Source organism: Streptomyces sp. NPDC087215, from assembly GCF_044744885.1.
In the GTDB taxonomy this organism is placed as follows: domain Bacteria; phylum Actinomycetota; class Actinomycetes; order Streptomycetales; family Streptomycetaceae; genus Streptomyces.
On sequence record NZ_JBIUZD010000005.1, the window covers coordinates 322,475 to 343,961 of the forward strand.

The window sequence follows — 21,487 nt, forward strand, 5'->3', positions numbered from 1 at the left end:
CGCTCCACTGAAGGGCAGTCGTCATGACTGACAGGATCAGCAAGGAACCGGCCGCGGCTCCGGCCGGTTCCGGTGCCCCGGGCACCCCGTACGAGGCGATCAAGGCCATACCGGTGCGGCACTACGGGCGCTGGGTCAGCGCCGTCGCGGTGGTCGCGCTGCTCGGCTGGCTCGTCTACGCCTTCTCCCAGGGCGACGTCATCTGGGACACGGTGTGGGACAAGGTGTTCGACCCGTCGATCATCAGCGGTCTCTGGAACACGGTGGTCATCAGCGTCGCCGCCATGGCCCTCGGTCTGGTCCTCGGCGTCCTCTTCGCGGTGATGCGGCTCTCCAAGAACCCGGTGACCGGCGCGGTCGCCTGGCTCTACATCTGGTTCTTCCGCGGCACCCCGGTCTACGTCCAGCTGCTGGTGTGGTTCAACCTCTCGCTGATCTTCCAGTACATCGACCTGGGGCCGGTCTACAAGAACGAGACCGTGGACGTCATGACGCCGTTCATGGTGGCGCTGCTGGGCCTCGGTCTCAACGAGGGCGCCTACATGGCGGAGATCGTCCGCGCGGGCATCCAGTCGGTGGACGAGGGCCAGACCGAGGCGGCGCACGCGCTCGGCATGTCCCGGACGAAGACCATGGGCCGCATCGTGCTCCCGCAGGCCATGCGGGTGATCGTGCCGCCGACGGGCAACGAGTTCATCAACATGCTGAAGACCTCGTCCCTGGTCTCGGCCGTGCAGTACACCGAGTTGCTGCGGGCCTCCTCGAACATCGGCAACACGGCCGGTGCCGTGATGGAGATGCTGTTCGTCGCCTCGATCTGGTACCTCGCGCTGACCAGCGTGTTCAGCATCGGCCAGTACTATCTGGAGCGCCGTTTCGCCCGCGGTTCGATCCGTGACCTGCCGCCCACCCCGTGGCAGCGCATCACGGCGAACCTGACCACCTTCAAGCGATCGGCGGTGTCCGGATGACCGGTCAGCCCATGGTCAAGGCCGAAGGCGTCCACAAGTCCTACGGCACGGCCCACATCCTCCGGGGCATCGACCTGGAGGTCCGCAACGGCGAGGTCTTCTGCCTGGTCGGGCCCTCCGGCTCCGGCAAGTCGACCTTCCTGCGCTGCATCAACCACCTGGAGCGCGTCGACGGCGGCCGTCTCTCGGTCGACGGGCAGCTGGTCGGCTACCGCCAGAAGGGCGACAAGCTGTACGAGCTGAAGGACAGCGAGGTCGCCCGCCAGCGCCGGGACATCGGCATGGTCTTCCAGCGCTTCAACCTCTTCCCGCACATGACGGCGCTGGCCAATGTCATGGAGGCGCCGATCCAGGTGAAGGGCGAGTCGAAGGCGGTGGCCAGGGAGCGCGCCGAGCGGCTGCTCGACCGGGTGGGCCTGCGGGACAAGACGGGCAACTACCCGGCCCAGCTCTCGGGCGGCCAGCAGCAGCGCGTGGCCATCGCCCGCGCGCTGGCGATGGAGCCGAAGCTGATGCTCTTCGACGAGCCGACCTCGGCGCTCGACCCGGAGCTGGTGGGTGACGTCCTCGACGTCATGCGGGACCTCGCGGAGTCGGGCATGACGATGATCGTCGTCACCCACGAGATGGGCTTCGCCCGTGAGGTCGGCGACTCGCTGGTCTTCATGGACGGCGGAGTCGTGGTCGAGTCGGGCAGCCCGAGGGACGTCCTGGGCAACCCGCAGCACGACCGGACGAAGGCGTTCCTCTCCAAGGTGCTGTAGGGGCCAGGGGGACGGAAGAAGCCGGAAGGGGCGGTACGGGATTCCCGTACCGCCCCTTCGGCATGTCCGTACCGCCGCCCCTTCGGCCTGTCCGTACCGCCCCTCGGGCGGGCCCGTACCGCCGCCCGGCCCGCCACGGCGCCGCGAGGAGCGGCCCCCACCTGGAGATCCCGTTACTTCACCGCGAGGAGCAGGGTGTCGGAGGGTGAGGCCCAGACGGCCCTGGCCTCGCCGAAACCGGCGGTGCGGAGGGTGTCGGCGTGCCAGCGCGGGGCGGGCATGTCGCCGTCGGCGTGCTCGCCGTAGATCTCGAAGCGGCGGGCGGTGGGTCCGGCGAGGACGGGGTCCGCGGCGGCGAGGGCCCACCATTCGGCCCAGTCCAGGGCTCCCCCGGCCTTGGCGCGGTCCATGACGGCATGGCGCTGGGCGCGCTCGGCGGCGTTGATGCGGGGAGTGGTCCCGTCGATCATGTGGTCGGCGTTCATGAAGACCCCGCCGTCGCGGACGAGCCCGGCGAGCTGCCCGTAGAGGGTGGTCAGCGGCCCGCTGTGGAGCCAGTGCAGGGCGGTGGCGGTGAGGACGGCGTCGTACGAGTCGTGGGGCAGCCGTCCCGCCCACTCCGGGTCCTTGAGGTCGGCGGTCACGAAGGTGACGCGCGGATCGTCCGCGAAGTACCCCTCGGCGATGGCGAGGAGGGCCGGGTCGAGATCGACACCGGTACTGGTCGCCTCCGGGAACCTCTGGAGGAGCCGATCCGTGATACTTCCCGTACCGCAGGCGAGGTCGAGGACACGGGGCTTCGGTCCCACGAGGGCCTCGACCATGTCGAGCATCACGCGGAACCGCTCTTCACGGTCCGGCATGTACCACTCCTGCTGACGGTCCCAGCTCTGCTGCCAGGCCGCCCAGTCGGTTCCGGTCATCGTCGTTCCTCCCCACATTCGTAATACCCTCAAAGGGGAAACAGCCGTTACCCCTTCCGGTCGAGACACTAGCCCGCCGAAGTAAGGACTACAAGTGGAACTGGCCCATTACTCGGATTTCGCCGTGCGTCTGGTCAACACCGAGGAGCCGGCCCGTGGCAAGGACACGCTGACCTCCGTCGAGGTGCTCAGGGACCTCTTCGGACCGGCCGGCCAGATGGCCCGCCGGGTCACCGAGGCCGATCTGCCCCGCTTCCGCACCGTGCGGGCCCGGCTGCGGGCGGTCTTCACCATGGCCGACGAGGGGGACCACACGGGGGCGGTGGACCTGCTGAACTCCCTGCTCCTGGAGTTCCCGGTCAGCCCGCAGATCTCCGGGCACGAGACCCTCGACGAGGAGGGCCACCCCCGGTGGCACATGCACCTCGCCGACCACTCCTCGAACGCGACCACGGGGTACGCGGCGATCTCGGCGATGGGCCTCGCCTTCCACCTCACCGAGTTCGGCCCGGACCGCTTCGGCCTCTGCCAGGCGGCGCCCTGCCGCAACGCCTACCTGGACACCTCCACCAACCGCTCCCGCCGCTACTGCTCGGACCGCTGCGCGACCCGCGCCAACGTGGCCGCCTACCGGGCCCGCAAGCGCCTGGAGGCGGACACCGGCCGCACCGCGGAGAACAGCCAGGAGAACGTCACCCCGGCCGAACGCTGACGCCCCGGCGTCACCGGCCGGTACCGCGCCCGGACCCGCCCGAGGACCAGTTCGGGCGGTACGGCTCCGAAGACCCGGCTGTCCCCCTCGGCGGCCGGGTTGTCCCCCAGCACCCACCAGCCTCCGTCCCGTCGCTCGACCAGCCGCTTCACGATGAGCAGGTCCTGCTGGAGCGGATGGCGCAGCACGGCCACACAGCCGGGCCGCAGCCGCCCGCCGTAGTGCACGAACAGCCGGTCGCCGTGGAGCAGCGCGGGCACCATCGACACCCCCGTCACCTCGGCGACCCCGAACGGCGGCCCCCCGTCGGCGCCCCTCCCCCACCCCGATTCCCTCATCCGGCACCTCCCGGTCCGCTCGTACGGCGGCTCGTCCGCTCGTACACGAGTCCGATGACGACCCTGGACTTTTGACCTAAGCCCCAGGGGGCGCCCGCGAAAACGCCCTTCTCACCGAGTAATGTCCCACCTGAGAAGACGATCACGAGGAAGGACGGCTCAATGCTCTCCCGCCTGTTTGCCCCCAAGGTGAAGGTCAGCGCCCACTGCGACCTCCCGTGCGGCGTGTACGACCCGGCCCAGGCCCGCATCGAGGCCGAGTCGGTCAAGGCTGTCCAGGAGAAGTTCCTGGCGAACGAGGACCCGCACTTCCGGGCCCGCGCCACGGTCATCAAGGAGCAGCGCGCGGAGCTCGCCAAGCACCACGTCTCGGTGCTCTGGAGCGACTACTTCAAGCCCCCGCACTTCGAGAAGTACCCCGAGCTCAACCAGCTGGTCAACGACACCCTGAAGGCCCTCTCGGCCGCCAAGGCGTCGACCGACCCGAAGACGGGCGAGAAGGCGCTGGAACTCATCGCCGAGATCGACCGCATCTTCTGGGAGACCAAGAAGGCCTGACCCTAGGCCTTCCGGCCCGCGGTCCCTTCGACCGCGGTGCCTCCCTTGTCCCGCACCCGGTCCGCAGGCCGCCGAGCACGGCGTCCACGGCGGCCCGGGTGCGGTCGTTTCCGGCGGGCGCCGCCCGCGGCCGGGGCGACCGCTCCGGACTTCAGCCCGCCGCCCTCACCAGCTCCGCCAGCCCCTCCTCCGTCGTCCCGGTGCAGGTGCGCCTCCCCCCACCCGTACGCGGTCTCCAGCTCCCAGATGACGCTCCGCACCTCGCTCCGGACGGCCAGCGGGCGCGGATCGCCTCCGTGAGCGCCTCCCGGTCGGCCTTCCATCCCCCCGCGTCGCCCTCGACGAGCACCGAGAACCCCATGACACATCGATAGCAGGGGGCCTCTGACAGCCCGCCCCGGACGGGCCTCAGGCCCCCGGTCGCCAGGTGTAGCGGCGCTTCTCCTTCGGGGTCGCGCCCAGGGTCTCGTAGAAGCGGATCGCGTTCTCGTTCCAGGGTGGGGTCTGCCACTGGATCTCCGTGAGGCCCCGGCGGGTGGCCTCCGTGGCGACCGCCGTCATCAGGGAGCGGCCCAGGCCGTGGCCGCGGGCGGCCTCGGTGAGGTAGAGGCAGTCCATGTGGAGGTACTCCGCGCCGTCCCAGGTCGAGATCTCCGGGGCGCAGGTCGCGTAGCCCGCGATCGTGTCCCCGGCGGTCGCCACCAGGCAGACGAGGCGCGGGGCCGGGGTGCCGAAGAGGAGGCCCGCCAGGCGGTCGCCGAGGTCGGGCGGCGGGGGTGCCGACCGTTCGAACGCCGTGTGCTCCCGTACGAGTTCCACGACGCGTGCCAGGTCCTCCGGGCGCGCGTGACGTACCGGGGGCGGTGGGGATGCGGTCATGCCGTCATCATGCACGGTCCCGCCCAGCCGCCCGCCGCCGTCCCCTGCCGGCGGAGCCAGTCCCGGTACGGGGCCGCGCGCAGCGCCACTTCCCGGTAGGCGGCGGCGAGTTCCCCGTACAGGATGTCCAGCGGGGCTCCCGGGCGCGCGTACAGCACCAGGCGGACCGCCAGCGGGTCGCCGCGCAGGGGCCGGATGGCCATGTCCTCGCGGGGGCCCGAGGTGGGCTGGCAGGGGGCGACGGCCTCGCCGAGGACGACCATCGACGCGGCCGTGTGGTAGTCGCCGTGCAGCAGCGGCGGATCGATGCCCGCCGCGCCGAGGACCCTGCGCAGGCCGTCCCATTCGCCGTCCACGGTCGGGTCGACCATCCAGTGGTCGGTGGCCAGGTCGGTGAGGTCCACGACGGGCCCGGCGGCGGCCGGGTGGTGGCGGGCCATGGAGATGAACTGCGGTTCCCGGTCGACCAGCACCCTCCCCTCGATGCCCTCGGGGACCCGTAACGGACTGCCCTCCACCTCGTGCACGAACGCCACGTCGAGCCCGCCCGCGGCGACCGTGCGCAGCAGCACGTTCGCGGAGACGTCCATCCGGAGGCCGACCTCGGTACCCGGCAGCCGCTGGCGGAGCCGCCGGAGCCAGCCGGGGAGCGCCCGGCTGGCGGTGGAGCCGACGCGCAGTCCCGGCCCTTCGGCGCGGGCGGCGGCCGCGCGGGTCTCGGCGACGAGTTCGGCCATGTCGGCGACGAGCGGGCGGGCCCGGCTGAGCAGGGAGCGGCCGAGGGGGGTGGGGCGGCAGCCGGTCCGGCCCCGGGAGAAGAGTTCGGCGCCCAGGGAGTTCTCGATGCGGCGCAGCTGGGTGGTCAACGAGGGCTGCGTCATGCCCAGTTGGCGGGCCGCCTTGTGCAGGCTGCCCGTGTCCGCGATGGCGCAGAGCGCGCGCAGGTGTCTCACCTCCAGCTCCATGCCCCGAGGGTAGGGCGGCTCCCTGAGTCGCACCAGATACCCGGAACCGCTCAATCACCTTGGATTTCAAGGTAGTTGAGGAGGAGTTGTGCAGGTGATGCGGTGGGGCTATCAGCGGTTGACATCATCCGCGCGGCCCCCGGCGCGCTCCACACTCGCTCCCGACCCCAACACGAGGAGCCCCCCATGAGTCACCCCAAGGTCCTCACCTCCGTACTGACCGCCACCCTCGGTCTCGGTCTCGCCGCCACCCTCGGCGCGGCCCCGGCGTCCGCCGCGGACACCGTGAAGGTGGACAGGTCCGTCGTCGCGTACGCCGGTTCGGCCGCCGAGGCCAAGGCCAACCAGGCGTTCTTCGACGCCGTCGTGAAGTCGGTGGCCGAGAAGCGCGCCGCCACTCCCGGCGCGGCGGCCGTCACCGTCGTCTACAGCGCCGCCAACGCGCCGAGCTTCCGCACCCAGATCGCGCGCTCGACCCAGATATGGAACAGCTCGGTGGTGAACGTCCGTCTCGTCGAGGGCGGCAACCCGGACTTCACGTACTACGAGGGCAACGACTCCCGTGGTTCGTACGCGAGCACCGACGGCCACGGCAACGGCTACATCTTCCTCGACTACCGGCAGAACCAGCAGTACAACTCGACCCGTGTGACCGCCCACGAGACCGGGCACGTCCTCGGGCTGCCGGACCGCTACAGCGGCCCGTGCAGCGAGCTGATGTCGGGCGGCGGCCCCGGCACCTCCTGCCAGAACGCGCAGCCGAACGCGACGGAGCGCGCCCGCGTCGACCAGCTGTGGCGCTACGGGCTCGCTTCCGCCTTCAAGAACTGACCAATGCTGACCAATGCTGACCAGTGCCGACCAGCGTTGACCAGAACGGTCTAGAACTGACAAGAACCGGCTAGGGCTGGCCGGAACAGGTCACCGGCACGAAGCGGCGGCGCCCCCTCCCCGGGGCGCCGCCGTCGTCGTCGTACGCGGGCGCCGTGGCCCCGCCCGCACCGCGCCCCGCCCGGGGTGCGGCCGTACGGCCCTCAGGCCGCCCGCAGCAGCCTCCGGGTGAAGTCCGCGCCCTCCGGGAGCTGGCTGCGGACCCGGCCGAGCGCCCCCTCGAAGTCGCCCCCGGCAACGCACGACTCGAAGGCGGTCCCGCCGTAGTGCAGGGTCAGGCTGAGGTCCGCGCGCTCACCGAGCGCCAGGAGGCAGCTCAGCGTGGCGGGTTGGGACGTGCCGTCCAGGGCGACGGGAAGGGACAGGTCCCACTCCAGGACGCAGCCGGTGAGGGGGCGGTCGCCGTCCTCCGGTGCGGTGAGCGAGGCGAAGCCCTCGCCCTTGTACTCGACTCCCCTGATCCGGGTGGCGACCTGCCGCCCGTCGGCCGTGATGACGATCGCTTCCGCGCCGCTGCGGTCCCGGTACCAGCCGGTCCAGATTTCCGTCGATTCCGACGACTCCGATGACATGCGCGGACTGTAGCGGTATGACCGGCTCCGGCGCGCGCCCGGCCGCCTGGTGGCCGGACTTCTCCCGGTCTCGCCGTTTGTGCCGGTCACGTGCGGGGACGTCGCTTCCGCGCCCCCGTCGCGCGCCGGATCAGCGCTTCCTGGTGTACGTGCGGACGAGCACGCCGTTGTCGAAGGCGCGCACCTCGCCGAGTTCGAAGTCGCGGGGCTCGAAGCCCGCGCCGAACATGGGCAGTCCGGTGCCGTAGACCTGGGGATAGGTCTTGATGACCAGCTCGTCGATCTCCTCGATGAGCTCCCCGGCGATGACGGAGCCACCGCAGAGGTAGATGCCCAGGGGACTGTCCTCCGCCTTGAGCTCGCGGATGCGGCCGACGAGGTCGTCGGCGATCAGTTCCACGTTCGGGTGCGGCGACTCGGCCAGCGAGCGGGTGGCGACGAACTCGCGCAGATGGTTGTACGGGCTGGTGACCCCGATGTCGAGGGCGAGCCGGTACGACCGCATCCCCTGGACGACGGTGTCGAAGTGCTTGCTGTCGGCGTCGATCCCGAAGGCCTCCCGGCCCTGCGTGGGGATGGTCTCGGGGTATTCGGCGCCCATGAAACCCAGGTACGCGGGGTCCACGTATTTGAACATGGACGTGGCATCGCCCTCGGGGTCACCGATGAAGCCGTCGATGGTGCAGGCGATGTAGTAGGTGAGCTTGCGCAAACCGGTCCTCTTCCTCGGGGGAGCATGGCCGCGTCCGCAACCACGACAGCTATAGTGCTTCACCTGTAGTGGTTGCGCAAGGCCCATTTCCGGGGACTCCCTTCCCAAGTCCCTTTTCCCGACGAGGAGTACGCATACATGGCGAGGAACCCCGAACGGCGTACGGCCCTGCTCGACGCCGCGATCGAGGCACTGGCGGACGAAGGTGCCCGCGGGCTGACCTTCCGGGCGGTCGACGCCCGAGCGGGGGTCCCCACGGGCACCTCGTCCAACTACTTCGACGACCGGGACCAGTTGCTCTCCCAGGTCGCCGACCGGATCTTCGTACGGCTGACCCCGCCGCCCGGCGCGATCGACACCGCGCTGCTCCCCGCCCCCGGCAAGGAGCTGGTCGGCGAGCTGATGCGCTGGATGGCCCGGCGGCTCTCCGCCGAACGCACCTGCTATCTGGGCCTCTTCGAGCTGCGCCTGGAGTCCGTACGACGGCCGGAGCTGCGCACCCGGCTCACCAAGGTGCTCCGCTCCGACCTGGATCTGAACGTCCGTATCCACCTCGACGCGGGTATGCCCGGCGACGCGGACACGGTCCGGCTGCTCTACTTCGCCCTCACGGGGCTGCTGTTCGACCACTTCACCGTCCCGGACCTGCACGGCGAGCGGGACCTCGACGAGCTCATCGGGACCGTCGTGGCCCGGCTGGTCCCGGAGTCCTGAGCCCCGGGACCCGGGGAGTGCCCGGCAAGCCCGCCGGGCGCCGGGTTGCTCGGACGGTACGGCGGGCGCTCAGCGGGTGCGGCGGGTGACGAACTCCGCCAGGGCCAGCAGATCGCCCGCGGCCGCCGGGTCCGGGACCGCCCGCGCCAGGTACTCGACGGCCCGGCCCATCCGCTCGGCGGCCTGGGCCTGCGCCCAGTCGCGCCCACCGGCCCGCTCCACGGCGTCCGCCGCCGCCCGCACCGCCGCCTCGTCCAGGACCGGGCGGGCGTAGATCTCCGCCAGCTCTTCCCCCGCCCGGGTGCCCGAGGTGAGCGCGGCCACCACGGGCAGTGACTTCTTGTGGGCCACCAGATCGGCCCCGGCGGGCTTCCCCGTACGGTCGGGGTCGCCCCAGATGCCGATGAGGTCGTCGATCAGCTGGAAGGCGAGACCGGATTCCCGGCCGAAGGCGTCGAGCGCCGTCACCTCCTCCTCGCCCGCGCCCGCGTAGAGCGCGCCGATGGCGCAGGAGGCACCGAGGAGGGCGCCCGTCTTGGCGGTGGCCATCGCCAGGACCTCGTCGAGGGTGACCTCGCCCGGGGCGCGCCGTTCGAGGGCGCAGTCCGCCTGCTGTCCGGCGCAGAGCTCGATGACACAGGCCGCGAGCCGGGCGGCGGCGGCGGCCGAGGCGGGGTGCGGGTCCTCGACGAGCAGCCGCAGCGCGAGCGCGTTCATCGCGTCACCGGCGATCAGCGCGTCGGGGACACCGAAGACGGTCCAGGCGGTGGGGCGGTGCCTGCGGGTCACGTCCTCGTCGACGATGTCGTCGTGGAGCAGCGTGAAGTTGTGCGCCAGCTCGACGGCGGCGGCCGCCTTCACCGCCAGGCCCTCCTCGGCGCCGAGGGCGCGGGCCGCGGCGAGGACCAGGGCGGGCCTGATGGCCTTGCCGGGCTGCTCGGCGGCCGGTGTTCCGTCGGCGTGCTCCCAGCCGAAGTGGTACATCGCGACCCGCCGCATGGACCCGGGCAGGGTCTCGACGGTCGAGCGCAATGAGGGATTGACAGCGGTCCGTGTCCGGTCCAGGAGCCGCACGGCCCCCTGACCGTCGGTGACGGCATCCGCGCTGGCCATGGTCACGGTCACTTCCTTCGTATTCTCCGGGGCGGTGCTGCGGGTGACGGGCCCGGCGTCCGTGGGCGGGAGGGTTCGGCCCCCGCTCTCGGACGCCGTCGGCTCAGCCCCAGCGCCCGACCTCGACGTTCTCCAGGACACCGAGCGCGTCCGGGACGAGGACCGCCGCCGAGTAGTAGGTGGTGACCAGGTACGAGATGATCGCCTGCTCGTCCATGCCCATGAAGCGGACGGAGAGGCCGGGCTCGATCTCGTCCGGCAGGCCGGTCTGGTGCAGACCGATCACGCCCTGGTCGGCCTCGCCGGTACGCATACAGATGATCGAGGTCGTGCGGGCGTCCGAGACCGGGATCTTGTTGCACGGGTAGATCGGGACACCGCGCCAGGTCGGGATGCGGTTGCCGTCGAGGTCGATCGTCTCGGGCACCAGGCCGCGCTTGTTGAGCTCGCGGCCGAAGGCGGCGATGGCCCGGGGGTGCGCGAGGAACAGCTTGGAGCCCCGGCGCCGGGAGAGCAGCTCGTCCATGTCGTCGGGGGTGGGAGCGCCCGCGTGCGGCTGGATGCGCTGCTCGTAGTCGCAGTTGGCGAGGAGGCCGAACTCCCGGTGGTTGACCAGCTCGTGCTCCTGGCGCTCGCGGAGCGCCTCGACCGTGAGCCTCAGCTGGTGCTCGGTCTGGTTCATCGGCTGGTTGTAGAGGTCGGCGACGCGGCTGTGGACCTTCAGGACGGTCTGGGCGACGCTCAGTTCGTACTCACGGGGCGAGGCCTCGTAGTCGACGAAGGTGTGCGGGACGACGGCCTCGCCGACGTGCCCCGCGGAGAGGTCGATCGCGGCCTCGCCGTAGGTGTTGGTCCGCTGCTCGGGCCGGTCCGCGACGGACGCGAGGTGCGCGGCGAGGGAACCGGCGCGGTCCGCGAGGTTCCGCACGTCGTCCCGGGTGAGTTCCAGGACGGTGCAGGCGGTGGCGGCGCGGGCGGTCCACTCCCACCCGGCGTCCGCGTCGACGAGGGAGTCGTCGCCGAAGTGGGCGCCGTCGGCGAGGACTCCGACGACGGCCTCGTCCCCGTACGGCCCCTCGCCGATCTGCTCGACGCGGCCGTGGGCGAGGAGGTGGACCCGGTCGGCCGGCTGGCCCGCGACGGCGATCACCTCGCCCGCCGCGTACTCCCGCTGGCGGCAGCGGGACGCCAGTTCGGCCAGCGCCTCCTCGTCCTCGAATCCGCGCAGGGCGGGGAGCTCGGCGAGTTCGGCGGGGATGACCGCGACGCGCTCTCCGGTCTGGACGAAGGTGACGCGGCCGTCGCCCACGGAGTAGCTGAGCCTGCGGTTCACCCGGTACGTACCGCCCTGCACCTGGACCCACGGCAGTGCCCGCAGCAGCCACCGGGAGGTGATCTCCTGCATCTGGGGCGCCGACTTGGTGGTCGTGGCGAGGTTCCGCGCGGCGGCGGTGCCGAGACTCTGCTGCGGCGCCTGCTCCACGAGGACCTCGTCGCCAACCGAACCAACGGACATGGAACTCCCTCTCGTATGACTGACTTGCGAGACGAAGCCTTTCAGCACGGAGTGTGCCGCCGCCATTACACGTTCGGGTGGGACTGTTCGATCATCTTCGGGGCATGTCACTCGATTTCCATCCGAACAGCCGGGCTCCCGCCGTCCCGTCGGAAGCTGTCCGGATCGGCTCGCACACGGTCCGAACGGTTGGCGGCGGATTGACGGAATCCGGTACTCCGGAAGTTCCGGTCATCCCGGAAGCCACCCGTTCTCCGAAGGGAGTCGGTCATGTCCGCACCCATGTCCGCGAGCAGGTTCCTCGAAGCGCTGCGCGCCGAGGGCCTCACGGTCGTCCAGGTCGGCGACTGGTCCACCCACAACCGCAACAGCAAGGGTCCCTGGGGGCCGGTGCACGGCGTGATGATCCACCACACCGTGACCAGCGGCACCGCGAACACCGTCCGGATCTGCCGGGACGGCTACGAGTCCCTGCCGGGGCCGCTCTGCCACGGCGTGATCGCCAAGGACGGCACGGTCCACCTGGTCGGGTTCGGACGGGCCAACCACGCGGGGCTCGGTGACGCCGACGTGCTCCGGGCGGTGGTCGCCGAGCAGGGGCTGCCCGCGGACGACGACGCCACCACCGACGGCAACCGGTACTTCTACGGCTTCGAGTGCGAGAACCTCGGGGACGGCAAGGACCCGTGGCCCAAGGTCCAGCTGGAGGCCATCGCGAAGGCGGCCGCGGCGGTGTGCCGGGTGCACGGCTGGTCGCACCGCTCGGTCATCGGGCACCTGGAGTGGCAGCCGGGGAAGATCGACCCGAAGGGGTTCACGATGGCCTCGATGCGGGAGCGCGTCGCCGAGGTGCTGCGCTAGCGGGACCGCGCGGACCCGGCCCACGCGCACGCGCACGCACCGGTCCACGGATGGGCGGACGGGCCCGCGCACACCCGTACGCGGGGCGTCCCGGGCGCCGACCGGGGCGTGGACGTCCCCGATCGGCGCCCGGCCGTCCCGCGTACGCGGGCGTCCCGGTCCGTACGCGCGCGCGTGGGCCGGGACAATGGCCCGGTGAACGCGCTCGACCTCTCCCGTCTGCGGCCCCGGCTCCCCTCGCCCCTGGAACCGGTGGCGGACGCGCGCTTCACCCGGCGCGGGCTCACCCTGCTGCTCAAGCGGGAGGACCTCATCCACCCCGACCTGCCGGGCAACAAGTGGCGCAAACTCGCGCTCAACCTGGTCGCGGCGGGCGGGCGGCCGGTGCTGACCTTCGGCGGCGCGTACTCGAACCATCTGCGGGCGACGGCCGCCGCCGGGCGACTGCTCGGCTTCCCCACGGTCGGGATCGTGCGCGGCGACGAGCTGGCCGGGCGCCCGCTCAACCCCTCGCTCGCGCGGTGCGCGGCGGACGGGATGCGGCTGGAGTTCGTGGACCGGGCCACGTACCGCGCGAAGAACGACCCGGTGGTCCTCGCGGGGCTCCTGGAGCGGGCCCCGGGGGACACGTACGTGGTGCCGGAGGGCGGCAGCAACGCGCTCGCGGTCCGGGGGTGCGTGGAGCTGGGCCGGGAGCTCGCCGGAGCGGCCGACACGGTCGCGGTGGCCTGCGGCACGGGCGGCACCCTCGCGGGTCTCGCGGCCGGGCTCCGCGCCGGGCAGCGGGCCCTCGGCGTCCCGGTCCTCAAAGGCGGCTTCCTGGGCGGGGAGGTCCGCGCGCTCCAGGAGGCGGCGTTCGGCGGGCCGCGCGGCGACTGGACGCTGGACGAGCGGTTCCACGGCGGGGGCTACGCGCGCACGTCCCCCGCCCTCGAAGCGTTCGCACGTGACTTCGAGGAACGGCACGGACTCGCCATCGAGCGGCTCTATGTGGCCAAAATGCTGTACGGCCTGACGGTCCTCGCGGAGGAGGGCGCTTTCCCGGCGGGCACCCGGCTCGCGGCGGTGGTGACGGGCGCCCCGGACCGGCAGGACGGGGGTCCCGCGGGTCCCGGCGGGGGCTGAACCCGGCTCTCAGTCGTCGAGTTCCTCGCGGTAGGCGGCGGCCTCCTCCAGATCGAGCCTGCGGAGCAGGGTGCGCATCATCTCGTCGTCGATCCGGCGCGCATCGCGCAGTTGTACGAATACCTCGCGCTCGGCGTCGATCATCTCCCGCGAGAGTCTCCGGTAGGTGTCGTCCACGGTCTCCCCGGTGACGGCGTTGACGGCGCCGAGCCGTTCCCAGACCGCGTTGCGGCGCCGTTCGAGGACGGTCCGCAGCCGGTCGGCGAGGGGCTGCGGCAGGGCGTTGCGCTCGTCGGCGAGGAGCGCGTCGAGACGTTCCTCGGCGGCCTGCGAGGCCTCGCTCTGGGCCTGTGCCTCCGCGAGGGTCTCCGCGTACCGGTCCCGGCCGGGCAGCTTCAGGAGGCGGATGAGGGGCGGCAGGGTGAGGCCCTGCACCACGAGCGTGCCGATGACGGTGGTGAAGGTGAGGAAGAGGACGAGGTTGCGGGCCGGGAACTCCTCCCCGGCCACGGCGACCGGGATGGAGAAGGCGATGGCGAGGGAGACCACCCCGCGCATACCCGCCCAGCCGACGACGAGCGGAGCCCGCCAGTCCACCCCCGGCTCGCGTTCCCGGACGCGGGCGGAGAGCCGGGGCAGGAAAGTCGCCGGGTAGACCCAGACGAAGCGGACGAGGACCACCGCGACGAAGACTCCCGCCGCGTATCCCGCCGCCTCGCCGACGCCGTACTGCCCGAGGCTCTGGACGACGTACGGCAGCTGGAGGCCGATCAGCGCGAAGACGGCGGACTCCAGGACGAAGGCGACCATCTTCCACACCGCCTCCTCCTGGAGCCGGGTCGCGAAGTCGACCTGCCAGGCGCGGTGGCCCAGGAAGAGGCCGACCACGACGACGGCGAGGACCCCGGAGGCGCCGACCTCCTCGGCCGCCGCGTAGGCGACGAAGGGGATGAGGAGGGAGAGGGTGTTCTGGAGGAGGGAGTCGCCCAGGTTCCGGCGCAGCCAGTGGATCGGGAGCATGAGGACCAGGCCGACACCGATGCCGCCGAGGGCCGCGAGGGCGAACTCGCCGAGACCTCCGGCCCAGCTCACGCCCTCGCCGACGGCCGCCGCGAGGGCGACCTTGTACGCGGTGATGGCGGTGGCGTCGTTCACCAGGGACTCGCCCTGGAGGATCGTGGTGATGCGGTTGGGCAGGCCGAGCTTGCGGGCGATGGCGGTGGCGGCGACCGCGTCCGGCGGGGCGACGACCGCGCCCAGCACGAGGGCGGCGGTCAGCGGCAGGTCGGGGACGAGGACGTACGCGAGCCAGCCCACGGCCACCGTGGCGAACAGCACGTACCCGACGGAGAGCAGCGCGACGGGCCGGACGTTGGCCCGCAGGTCGAGGTACGAGGAGTCGACGGCGGCGGTGTAGAGGAGCGGGGGCAGGATCAGCGGCAGCACGATGTGCGGGTCGAGGGTGTAGTCGGGCACCCCCGGGACGTACGAGGCGGCGAGGCCGACCGCGACCAGGAGCAGCGGCGCGGGCACCGGGGTCCTGCGCGCGAGCCCCGCGACCGCGGCGCTCGCCGCCACCAGTGCCACCAGCTGCAGTGCGTCCATGCCCGTCCTTGTCCCGTGCCGCAACGTAACCTGGCCATCATGAGCGAGTGCCCGCACGTTGCCGAAATGCCGCGCCCCGAACCGGCGCCGCTGGCCGCCACCTGCCCCGAGTGCCTGGCCGCCGGGACGCATCCGGTGCAGCTGCGGCTCTGCCTGAGCTGCGGGCACGTCGGCTGCTGCGACTCCTCCGTGGGGCGGCACGCGACGGGGCACTTCGGCGCGACCGGACACCCGGTGATGCGGACCTTCGAGCCGGGCGAGTCCTGGCGCTGGTGCTTCGTCGACAGCGCGATCGTCTGAGGGCGGGAAGGACCGGCGCCGGGGCGGGGAGGACCGGTCCGGCCGAGGCGGTACCGGGGCCGGTCGGAGTCCGAGGACCCTGGCAGGGCCGGTCGCTCCCGGGCCGGGACCGGTCCAGGAGCCGGTGGGCGGCCCGGGGCAGGTCCGGAAAACCGGTCGGTGGGCCCGGGGAGCCGGTCGGTGGGCCCGGAGGGCCGCCGGGCCGGTCGTTCCCGGCGCGACCGGGGCCGTACCGCCCGGGATCGGAGCCGTACCACCCGGGATCACGGCCGCACGGCCTCCGGTGATTCCGGGCTCCGAAGGTTCGCCCGGCTCCGGGCTGGGTACGTCACCCCTCCGCCGGTCGCCCGTTTCCGGTTTTCCACAGGCCTCCGCCCACCGTCCGCACCCATGGGCCTACCATGGGTGATGGCCGGTCACAGGGGGAGGCGGGGCTCACGGCGACACGGCGGGACGGATCGCGATAGCGTCACGGCGGACTGCGCAGCCCCTGCGTACCGCCCGGTTCGGGGGCCCTTTCCCCGGACCCCGAATGAGCTTGTGCCACCTTGGAGGTGAGGGTGTCCCAGATCACAGGCGAACCCGGGACCCAGGACTTCGTGGAAGTCCGGCTGCCCGCTGCGGGTGCCTATCTGTCCGTGCTGCGTACGGCCACGGCCGGTCTCGCGGCGCGCTTGGACTTCACCCTCGACGAGATCGAGGACCTGCGGATCGCCGTCGACGAGGCCTGCGCCATCCTGCTCCAGCAGGCCGTGCCGGGGTCCGTCCTCAGCTGTGTCTTCCGGCTGGTCGACGACGCCCTCGACGTGACGGTCTCCGCCCCGACGACGGACGGCCGTGCGCCCGAGCGGGACACCTTCGCCTGGACGGTGCTCTCGGCACTGGCCGGGAAGGTGGAGTCGTCGGTGGCGGAGGACCGCACGGTCTCGATCAGCCTCTACAAACAGCGCGGCGCGGGGCCAGGCCCGGCGTGAGGAGCGGGGACGCGACGGCCGGCATCCCTGAGCAGCAGGCGCGGCCGCATGAGGTCGCTACGGAGCGGGCGGACCAGATGAGCGAGCACGAGCAGCACCACGAGGTTCCCGAGACACCGGGCGTCTCCGAGGTCCCGCGGGCCCCCGCGGACGCGGAACCGGCGCGGGAGACGGGCACCCCGGCGGAGAAGACGGAGGACGGTGACGACGCCGAGGAGGGCGACGACGCCGACGGCTCCGCCGCCCCCGCCGCCCGGGACCGGCACGACCGGAGCGGCGCCCGCGCCCTCTTCGTCACCCTGCGCGAGCTGCCGGAGGGCTCCCCCGAGAAGGCGGAGCTGCGCAACCGGCTGGTCCGGATGCACCTGCCGCTGGTGGAGCACCTGGCCCGGCGCTTCCGCAACCGGGGCGAGCCGCTGGACGACCTGACACAAGTGGCCACGATCGGCCTGATCAAGTCGGTCGACCGGTTCGACCCGGAGCGCGGTGTCGAGTTCTCCACGTACGCGACCCCGACGGTCGTCGGGGAGATCAAACGGCACTTCCGCGACAAGGGCTGGGCGGTCCGGGTGCCGCGCCGCCTCCAGGAGCTGCGGCTCTCGCTGACCACGGCGACCGCGGAGCTCTCCCAGCAGCACGGCCGCTCGCCGACCGTGCACGAGCTGGCGGAGCGGCTGGGGATCTCGGAGGAGGAGGTCCTGGAGGGCCTTGAGTCGGCGAACGCCTACTCGACGCTCTCCCTGGACGTGCCCGACACGGACGACGAGTCGCCCGCGGTCGCGGACACGCTCGGTTCCGAGGACGAGGCCCTGGAGGGTGTCGAGTACCGGGAGTCCCTGAAGCCGCTCCTGGAGGACCTGCCCCCTCGGGAGAAGCGGATCCTGCTGCTGCGCTTCTTCGGGAACATGACCCAGTCGCAGATCGCGCAGGAGGTGGGCATCTCCCAGATGCACGTCTCCCGGCTGCTCGCGCGGACCCTGGCACAACTGCGGGAGAAGCTTCTGGTGGAGGAGTAGGACGGGGCGGCTCCCGCTCACCGGCGGGGCCGCGCACCGAAGGCCGGGTCCGGCGCACCGGCCGGACCCGATGGACCCGTCGGGTGCGCACCCCGGTACCGGCCCCAGACCTGCCGGCCTCGCCTTGCCGCCTTGCCGCCTTGCCGCCTTGCCGCCGGACAGTTACGCGGTGTCCTGGCCGGGGCGGCGGATGCCGAGGGACGCGGTGGTGGACCGGCTCACCAGAAGGACCAGACCGGTGACGGCCAGGGCGGCGACGACGATCCCGGCCGGGATCACCCCCGGGGTCTGGAGCATCTGCCAGGCGACCGGCAGGGCGAGGAGCTGGGTGATCACGGCCGGGCCCCGGCTCCAGGACCGGAGCAGCCACAGTCCACGGGCCGCGACGAGCGGGATCAGGCCGAGCGCGACGACGGTCAGGGCGCCCACGATGCCGCCGGGCAGGTCGCCGGAGTCCGAGGTCAGGGCGTGCGCCAGCAGGAAGAGGCCCCCGCCGACGAGCCCGGCGCCCTCGGCGCCCGCCACGGCCGCGGCGGCGGTGACGCGGGAAGGTCGGTGGGTCTGCTCCGTGCTGCTCATACAGGGCAGGGTAGCGGGGCCGCCGCCGGGCGGCGGAGACCGGGCGAGGGCGTCCACGGATCGGGCCGGGCTGGGACCGGTACCGCCGGGTAGGTACCCTGGCGCTCATGCGCGCACTTCTCGTGGTCAATCCGGCAGCCACCACCACCAGTGCCCGCACCCGTGACGTACTCATCCACGCGCTCGCGAGCGAGATGAAGCTGGAGGCGATCACCACCGAGTACCGGGGGCACGCGCGCGACCTGGGCAGACGGGCCGCCGACTCCGGGAACATCGACCTCGTGGTGGCGCTCGGCGGCGACGGCACGGTGAACGAGGTCGTCAACGGACTGCTGCACGGCGGGCCCGATCCGGACCGGCTCCCGAGCCTCGCGGTCGTCCCCGGCGGCTCGACGAACGTCTTCGCCCGCGCCCTCGGACTGCCGAACGACGCCGTGGAGGCCACCGGCGCCCTGCTGGACGCGCTGCGTGAGCGACGGGCACGGACGGTGAGCCTCGGGCTCGCCTCGGGAACGCCCGGCACGGACGACGAGTCCGTCCCCTCCCGCTGGTTCACCTTCTGCGCCGGCCTCGGATTCGACGCGAGCGTCATCGGCCGGGTCGAACAGCAGCGGGAACGCGGAAAGAGATCGACGCACGCGCTCTACATCCGCCAGGTGGTGCGGCAGTTCCTGGAGGAGCCGAACCGCAGGCACGGGACGATCACCCTGGAGCGCCCCGGCACGGAGCCGGTCGAGGACCTGGTCCTCTCCATAATCTGCAACACCTCCCCCTGGACCTACCTGGGCAATCGCCCGGTGTACGCGTCCCCGGAGGCTTCCTTCGAAACCGCGCTCGACGTGCTCGGACTGCGCCGTCTGTCCACTCCGGCGGTGGCCCGATACGCCACCCAGCTGCTCACTTCCACCCCGGAACGGGGCCCTCGCGGCAAGCACGCCGTGACGCTGCACGACCTCACCGACTTCACCTTGCATTCGAAGGTCCCGCTCCCCCTCCAGATGGACGGAGACCACCTGGGACTGCGTACGAGCGTGACGTTCACAGGCGTACGCCATGCACTGCGTGTGATTGTGTGAGTGGAAGGGCCCAAAGTCCTTTCACTCGAACGTTTAGGCGCGCATCCACCCCTTAGAAGTACGGCTGTGACCTAGCCGACACCGAGGAATCAAAAAAAACTTTCCGGAAGGGGTTGTATCCGCTGCCGAGGTTTGCGAGTCTCTTCTTGGCGATCGGGACGGCCCGCAACACCAGCCTCCACTGAGAGCCAGAACCCCTCCTCAAGTCTTAGGACCACACCAGTTCACCTGGCAGTCGGCCCTTCCCTTGCGGGGGGATTCGTGAAAGCGTTCACATTCACAAGCAATCCGCACGTAATACCAAGAGAGGTAGCAGCCATGGACTGGCGTCACAACGCCGTTTGTCGTGAGGAAGACCCCGAGCTGTTCTTCCCCATCGGCAACACCGGTCCTGCGCTGCTGCAGATCGAGGAAGCCAAGGCCGTCTGCCGCCGCTGCCCCGTCATGGAGCAGTGCCTGCAGTGGGCGCTCGAGTCCGGCCAGGACTCCGGCGTCTGGGGTGGCCTCAGCGAGGACGAGCGCCGCGCGATGAAGCGCCGTGCCGCTCGCAACCGGGCGCGTAACGCCAGCGCCTGACGCCCACCGACAGCCTGAGGCGAGCGGCGCATACATCGCGTATGCATTCACCGCACTTGAGCCGCAGCGCGCAGCATTAACCCACACAGCATTCGAGCCCCGGACCGAAGTGAATTCGGTCCGGGGCTCGCTGCTTTTCACCGACCGGTTTTCGGTGACCAGAACTTCACCGCCCGTGACGGAACTCTCCGTCACGGGCGGTCACTTGATCGCTCGTCTCACTTCTGCGGGCGCACGGGAATGTCGAGAACGACCTTCGTGCCGCGTCCGGAACCCGGCAGCATGTCGAAGGAACCGCCCAACTCCCCTTCCACCAGGGTTCGTACGATCTGCAGACCGAGATTTCCGGCGCGCTTGGGGTCGAATCCCTCGGGCAGTCCCCGACCGTCGTCCTGAACGGTGATCAGAAGCCGGGCGTCGGCCCTGGACTCACCCCGTACGGCGGTGACTTCGACGGCGCCCTCGTCCCCGGGCGCGAACGCGTGCTCCAGGGCGTTCTGCAGGATCTCGGTGAGGACCATGGAGAGCGGGGTCGCCACCTCGGCGTCGAGAATGCCGAAACGCCCGTTCCGTCGGCAGCTGATCGGGCCCGGGGAGATCTCGGCGACCATCGCGATCACCCGGTCGGCGATCTCGTCGAACTCGACGCGCTCGTCCAGGTTCTGAGACAGCGTCTCATGGACGATCGCGATCGAACCGACGCGCCGCACGGCCTCGTCGAGGGCCTCTCGGCCCTGGGCCGAGTCCATCCGGCGCGACTGGAGGCGCAACAGGGCCGCCACCGTCTGGAGGTTGTTCTTCACCCGGTGGTGGATCTCCCGGATGGTGGCGTCCTTGGTGATCAACTCGCGCTCGCGGCGGCGCAGTTCGGTGACGTCCCGGAGCAGGACGAGCGAACCGATCCGGGTGCCCTTGGGCTTGAGCGGGATGGCCCGCAGCTGGATCACCCCGCTGTTGCCCTCGACCTCGAACTCACGGGGCGCGTACCCCGAGGCCAGCGTGACCAGCGCCTCGTCCACCGGGCCCCGGGAGGGGGCCAGTTCGGCCGTGATCTGGCCGAGGTGCTGGCCGACCAGGTCGGCGGCGAGGCCGAGCCGGTGGTACGCGGAGAGGGCGTTGGGCGAGGCGTACTGGACGATGCCCTCGGCGTCCATGCGGACGAGTCCGTCGCCCGCCCGGGGCGAGGAGTCCATGTCGACCTGCTCGCCGGGGAAGGGGAAGGTTCCGGCGGCGATCATCTGCGCGAGGTCGGAGGCCGACTGGAGGTAGGTCAGCTCCAGCCGGGAGGGGGTGCGGACGGTGAGCAGATTGGTGTTGCGGGCGATGACGCCGAGGACCCGGCCCTCCCTCCGCACGGGGATGGACTCGACCCTCACGGGCACCTCCTCGCGCCACTCCGGGTCCCCCTCGCGGACGATCCGGCCCTCGTCGAGGGCGGCGTCGAGGAGCGGGCGCCGGCCGCGCGGCACCAGATGTCCGACCATGTCGTCCTGGTAGGAGGTGGGGCCGGTGTTCGGCCGCATCTGGGCGACGGAGACGTACCGCGTGCCGTCGAGGGTGGGCACCCACAGGACGAGGTCGGCGAAGGAGAGGTCGGAGAGCAGCTGCCACTCCGACACCAGCAGGTGGAGCCACTCGAGGTCGGAGTCGCTCAGGGCGGTGTGCTGGCGCACGAGGTCGTTCATGGAGGGCACGGTGCGAGCGTACCCGTGGAGCAAACGGGCGGTGAACCTGGATCTCCCGGGCC

The 21,487-nt window shown here is 71.6% G+C and carries 24 protein-coding genes; 13 read left to right on the top strand and 11 right to left on the bottom strand.

Annotated elements, in window-relative coordinates; all coding sequences use genetic code 11:
• The first annotated feature begins 23 nt into the window (after positions 1-23).
• A complete protein-coding gene (locus ACIO92_RS16760; RefSeq protein WP_366440260.1) occupies positions 24-971 on the top strand; it encodes an amino acid ABC transporter permease in 948 nt (315 codons plus the stop codon).
• Positions 968-1,735: an amino acid ABC transporter ATP-binding protein gene (locus tag ACIO92_RS16765; protein WP_366440259.1), complete on the top strand. Its 768-nt coding sequence runs from the start codon at positions 968-970 to the stop codon at positions 1,733-1,735. The genes ACIO92_RS16760 and ACIO92_RS16765 overlap by 4 nt, the downstream gene beginning before the upstream one ends.
• Positions 1,736-1,908: 173 nt before the next feature.
• On the opposite strand, the gene ACIO92_RS16770 is transcribed toward ACIO92_RS16765, so the two are convergent.
• Positions 1,909-2,676, bottom strand: coding sequence for a class I SAM-dependent methyltransferase (locus tag ACIO92_RS16770; RefSeq protein WP_401236903.1), 768 nt, complete (start codon positions 2,674-2,676; stop codon positions 1,909-1,911).
• A gap of 76 nt (positions 2,677-2,752) precedes the next feature.
• Between ACIO92_RS16770 and ACIO92_RS16775 the strand changes: the two genes are divergently transcribed.
• Positions 2,753-3,370, top strand: a complete 618-nt coding sequence (locus tag ACIO92_RS16775) for a CGNR zinc finger domain-containing protein (protein WP_402281670.1) — start codon at positions 2,753-2,755, stop codon at positions 3,368-3,370.
• On the opposite strand, the gene sodX is transcribed toward ACIO92_RS16775, so the two are convergent.
• On the bottom strand, positions 3,286-3,708 hold the full coding sequence (gene sodX, locus ACIO92_RS16780; RefSeq protein WP_402564304.1) for a nickel-type superoxide dismutase maturation protease: 423 nt from the start codon (positions 3,706-3,708) through the stop codon (positions 3,286-3,288). The two genes, ACIO92_RS16775 and sodX, sit on opposite strands and share 85 nt — an antisense overlap.
• Before the next feature lie 162 nt (positions 3,709-3,870).
• On the opposite strand from sodX, the gene sodN reads away from it, so the two are divergent.
• Positions 3,871-4,266, top strand: a complete 396-nt coding sequence (gene sodN, locus ACIO92_RS16785; protein ID WP_366440255.1) for a superoxide dismutase, Ni — start codon at positions 3,871-3,873, stop codon at positions 4,264-4,266.
• Between the two features lie 408 nt (positions 4,267-4,674).
• Here the strand turns inward: sodN and ACIO92_RS16790 are convergent, their stop codons facing one another.
• Together ACIO92_RS16790 and ACIO92_RS16795 are read right to left on the bottom strand one after the other, a co-directional pair.
• Positions 4,675-5,145, bottom strand: coding sequence for a GNAT family N-acetyltransferase (locus tag ACIO92_RS16790; RefSeq protein WP_366440254.1), 471 nt, complete (start codon positions 5,143-5,145; stop codon positions 4,675-4,677).
• Entirely contained in the window at positions 5,142-6,110 is a 969-nt protein-coding gene (locus tag ACIO92_RS16795) for a LysR family transcriptional regulator (protein WP_401236900.1), read from the bottom strand. The genes ACIO92_RS16790 and ACIO92_RS16795 overlap by 4 nt, the downstream gene beginning before the upstream one ends.
• Positions 6,111-6,296: 186 nt before the next feature.
• On the opposite strand from ACIO92_RS16795, the gene snpA reads away from it, so the two are divergent.
• Positions 6,297-6,941, top strand: a complete 645-nt coding sequence (snpA, locus tag ACIO92_RS16800) for a snapalysin (RefSeq protein ID WP_366440252.1) — start codon at positions 6,297-6,299, stop codon at positions 6,939-6,941.
• Positions 6,942-7,144: 203 nt separating this feature from the next.
• Here the strand turns inward: snpA and ACIO92_RS16805 are convergent, their stop codons facing one another.
• Positions 7,145-7,573: a DUF6304 family protein gene (locus ACIO92_RS16805; RefSeq protein WP_366440251.1), complete on the bottom strand. Its 429-nt coding sequence runs from the start codon at positions 7,571-7,573 to the stop codon at positions 7,145-7,147.
• Positions 7,574-7,703: 130 nt separating this feature from the next.
• On the bottom strand, positions 7,704-8,285 hold the full coding sequence (locus tag ACIO92_RS16810; protein ID WP_366440250.1) for a dihydrofolate reductase: 582 nt from the start codon (positions 8,283-8,285) through the stop codon (positions 7,704-7,706).
• Positions 8,286-8,423: 138 nt separating this feature from the next.
• Here ACIO92_RS16810 and ACIO92_RS16815 point away from each other — a divergent pair, with 138 nt between their 5' ends.
• The gene (locus ACIO92_RS16815) at positions 8,424-8,999 is read left to right on the top strand and encodes a TetR/AcrR family transcriptional regulator (RefSeq protein ID WP_402281664.1); all 576 of its coding nucleotides are present in this window, start codon (positions 8,424-8,426) and stop codon (positions 8,997-8,999) included.
• Positions 9,000-9,068: 69 nt separating this feature from the next.
• Here the strand turns inward: ACIO92_RS16815 and ACIO92_RS16820 are convergent, their stop codons facing one another.
• Positions 9,069-10,112, bottom strand: coding sequence for a family 2 encapsulin nanocompartment cargo protein polyprenyl transferase (locus tag ACIO92_RS16820; RefSeq protein WP_366440321.1), 1,044 nt, complete (start codon positions 10,110-10,112; stop codon positions 9,069-9,071).
• A gap of 103 nt (positions 10,113-10,215) precedes the next feature.
• Entirely contained in the window at positions 10,216-11,628 is a 1,413-nt protein-coding gene (locus ACIO92_RS16825; protein WP_366440248.1) for a family 2B encapsulin nanocompartment shell protein, read from the bottom strand.
• A 270-nt stretch (positions 11,629-11,898) separates the two neighbouring features.
• Here ACIO92_RS16825 and ACIO92_RS16830 point away from each other — a divergent pair, with 270 nt between their 5' ends.
• On the top strand, positions 11,899-12,489 hold the full coding sequence (locus ACIO92_RS16830) for an N-acetylmuramoyl-L-alanine amidase (protein ID WP_366440247.1): 591 nt from the start codon (positions 11,899-11,901) through the stop codon (positions 12,487-12,489).
• Positions 12,490-12,684: 195 nt separating this feature from the next.
• Positions 12,685-13,614: a 1-aminocyclopropane-1-carboxylate deaminase/D-cysteine desulfhydrase gene (locus tag ACIO92_RS16835; RefSeq protein WP_402281661.1), complete on the top strand. Its 930-nt coding sequence runs from the start codon at positions 12,685-12,687 to the stop codon at positions 13,612-13,614.
• A gap of 9 nt (positions 13,615-13,623) precedes the next feature.
• On the opposite strand, the gene ACIO92_RS16840 is transcribed toward ACIO92_RS16835, so the two are convergent.
• Positions 13,624-15,219 (bottom strand): Na+/H+ antiporter, encoded by a 1,596-nt coding sequence (locus ACIO92_RS16840; RefSeq protein WP_366440245.1) that lies wholly within the window; start codon positions 15,217-15,219, stop codon positions 13,624-13,626.
• Positions 15,220-15,258: 39 nt separating this feature from the next.
• Here ACIO92_RS16840 and ACIO92_RS16845 point away from each other — a divergent pair, with 39 nt between their 5' ends.
• The 3 genes from ACIO92_RS16845 to ACIO92_RS16855 all read left to right on the top strand — a co-directional run bounded on the left by ACIO92_RS16845 (position 15,259) and on the right by ACIO92_RS16855 (position 17,509).
• Positions 15,259-15,519 (top strand): UBP-type zinc finger domain-containing protein, encoded by a 261-nt coding sequence (locus tag ACIO92_RS16845; RefSeq protein ID WP_351781774.1) that lies wholly within the window; start codon positions 15,259-15,261, stop codon positions 15,517-15,519.
• Between the two features lie 560 nt (positions 15,520-16,079).
• The gene (locus ACIO92_RS16850) at positions 16,080-16,493 is read left to right on the top strand and encodes an anti-sigma regulatory factor (protein WP_351781772.1); all 414 of its coding nucleotides are present in this window, start codon (positions 16,080-16,082) and stop codon (positions 16,491-16,493) included.
• The gene (locus tag ACIO92_RS16855; RefSeq protein ID WP_401236892.1) at positions 16,490-17,509 is read left to right on the top strand and encodes an RNA polymerase sigma factor SigF; all 1,020 of its coding nucleotides are present in this window, start codon (positions 16,490-16,492) and stop codon (positions 17,507-17,509) included. Before ACIO92_RS16850 ends, ACIO92_RS16855 begins: the two co-directional genes overlap by 4 nt.
• 162 nt (positions 17,510-17,671) lie before the next feature.
• Here ACIO92_RS16855 and ACIO92_RS16860 read toward each other — a convergent pair whose 3' ends face one another.
• Positions 17,672-18,088 (bottom strand): hypothetical protein, encoded by a 417-nt coding sequence (locus tag ACIO92_RS16860; RefSeq protein WP_366440243.1) that lies wholly within the window; start codon positions 18,086-18,088, stop codon positions 17,672-17,674.
• 107 nt (positions 18,089-18,195) lie between these two features.
• Here ACIO92_RS16860 and ACIO92_RS16865 point away from each other — a divergent pair, with 107 nt between their 5' ends.
• Together ACIO92_RS16865 and ACIO92_RS16870 are read left to right on the top strand one after the other, a co-directional pair.
• Entirely contained in the window at positions 18,196-19,164 is a 969-nt protein-coding gene (locus ACIO92_RS16865) for a diacylglycerol kinase family protein (protein ID WP_366440242.1), read from the top strand.
• A gap of 318 nt (positions 19,165-19,482) precedes the next feature.
• Positions 19,483-19,740 (top strand): WhiB family transcriptional regulator, encoded by a 258-nt coding sequence (locus ACIO92_RS16870; protein WP_003953983.1) that lies wholly within the window; start codon positions 19,483-19,485, stop codon positions 19,738-19,740.
• Between the two features lie 218 nt (positions 19,741-19,958).
• Here the strand turns inward: ACIO92_RS16870 and ACIO92_RS16875 are convergent, their stop codons facing one another.
• Positions 19,959-21,425, bottom strand: coding sequence for a sensor histidine kinase (locus tag ACIO92_RS16875; RefSeq protein WP_401236889.1), 1,467 nt, complete (start codon positions 21,423-21,425; stop codon positions 19,959-19,961).
• Positions 21,426-21,487 lie beyond the last annotated feature (62 nt).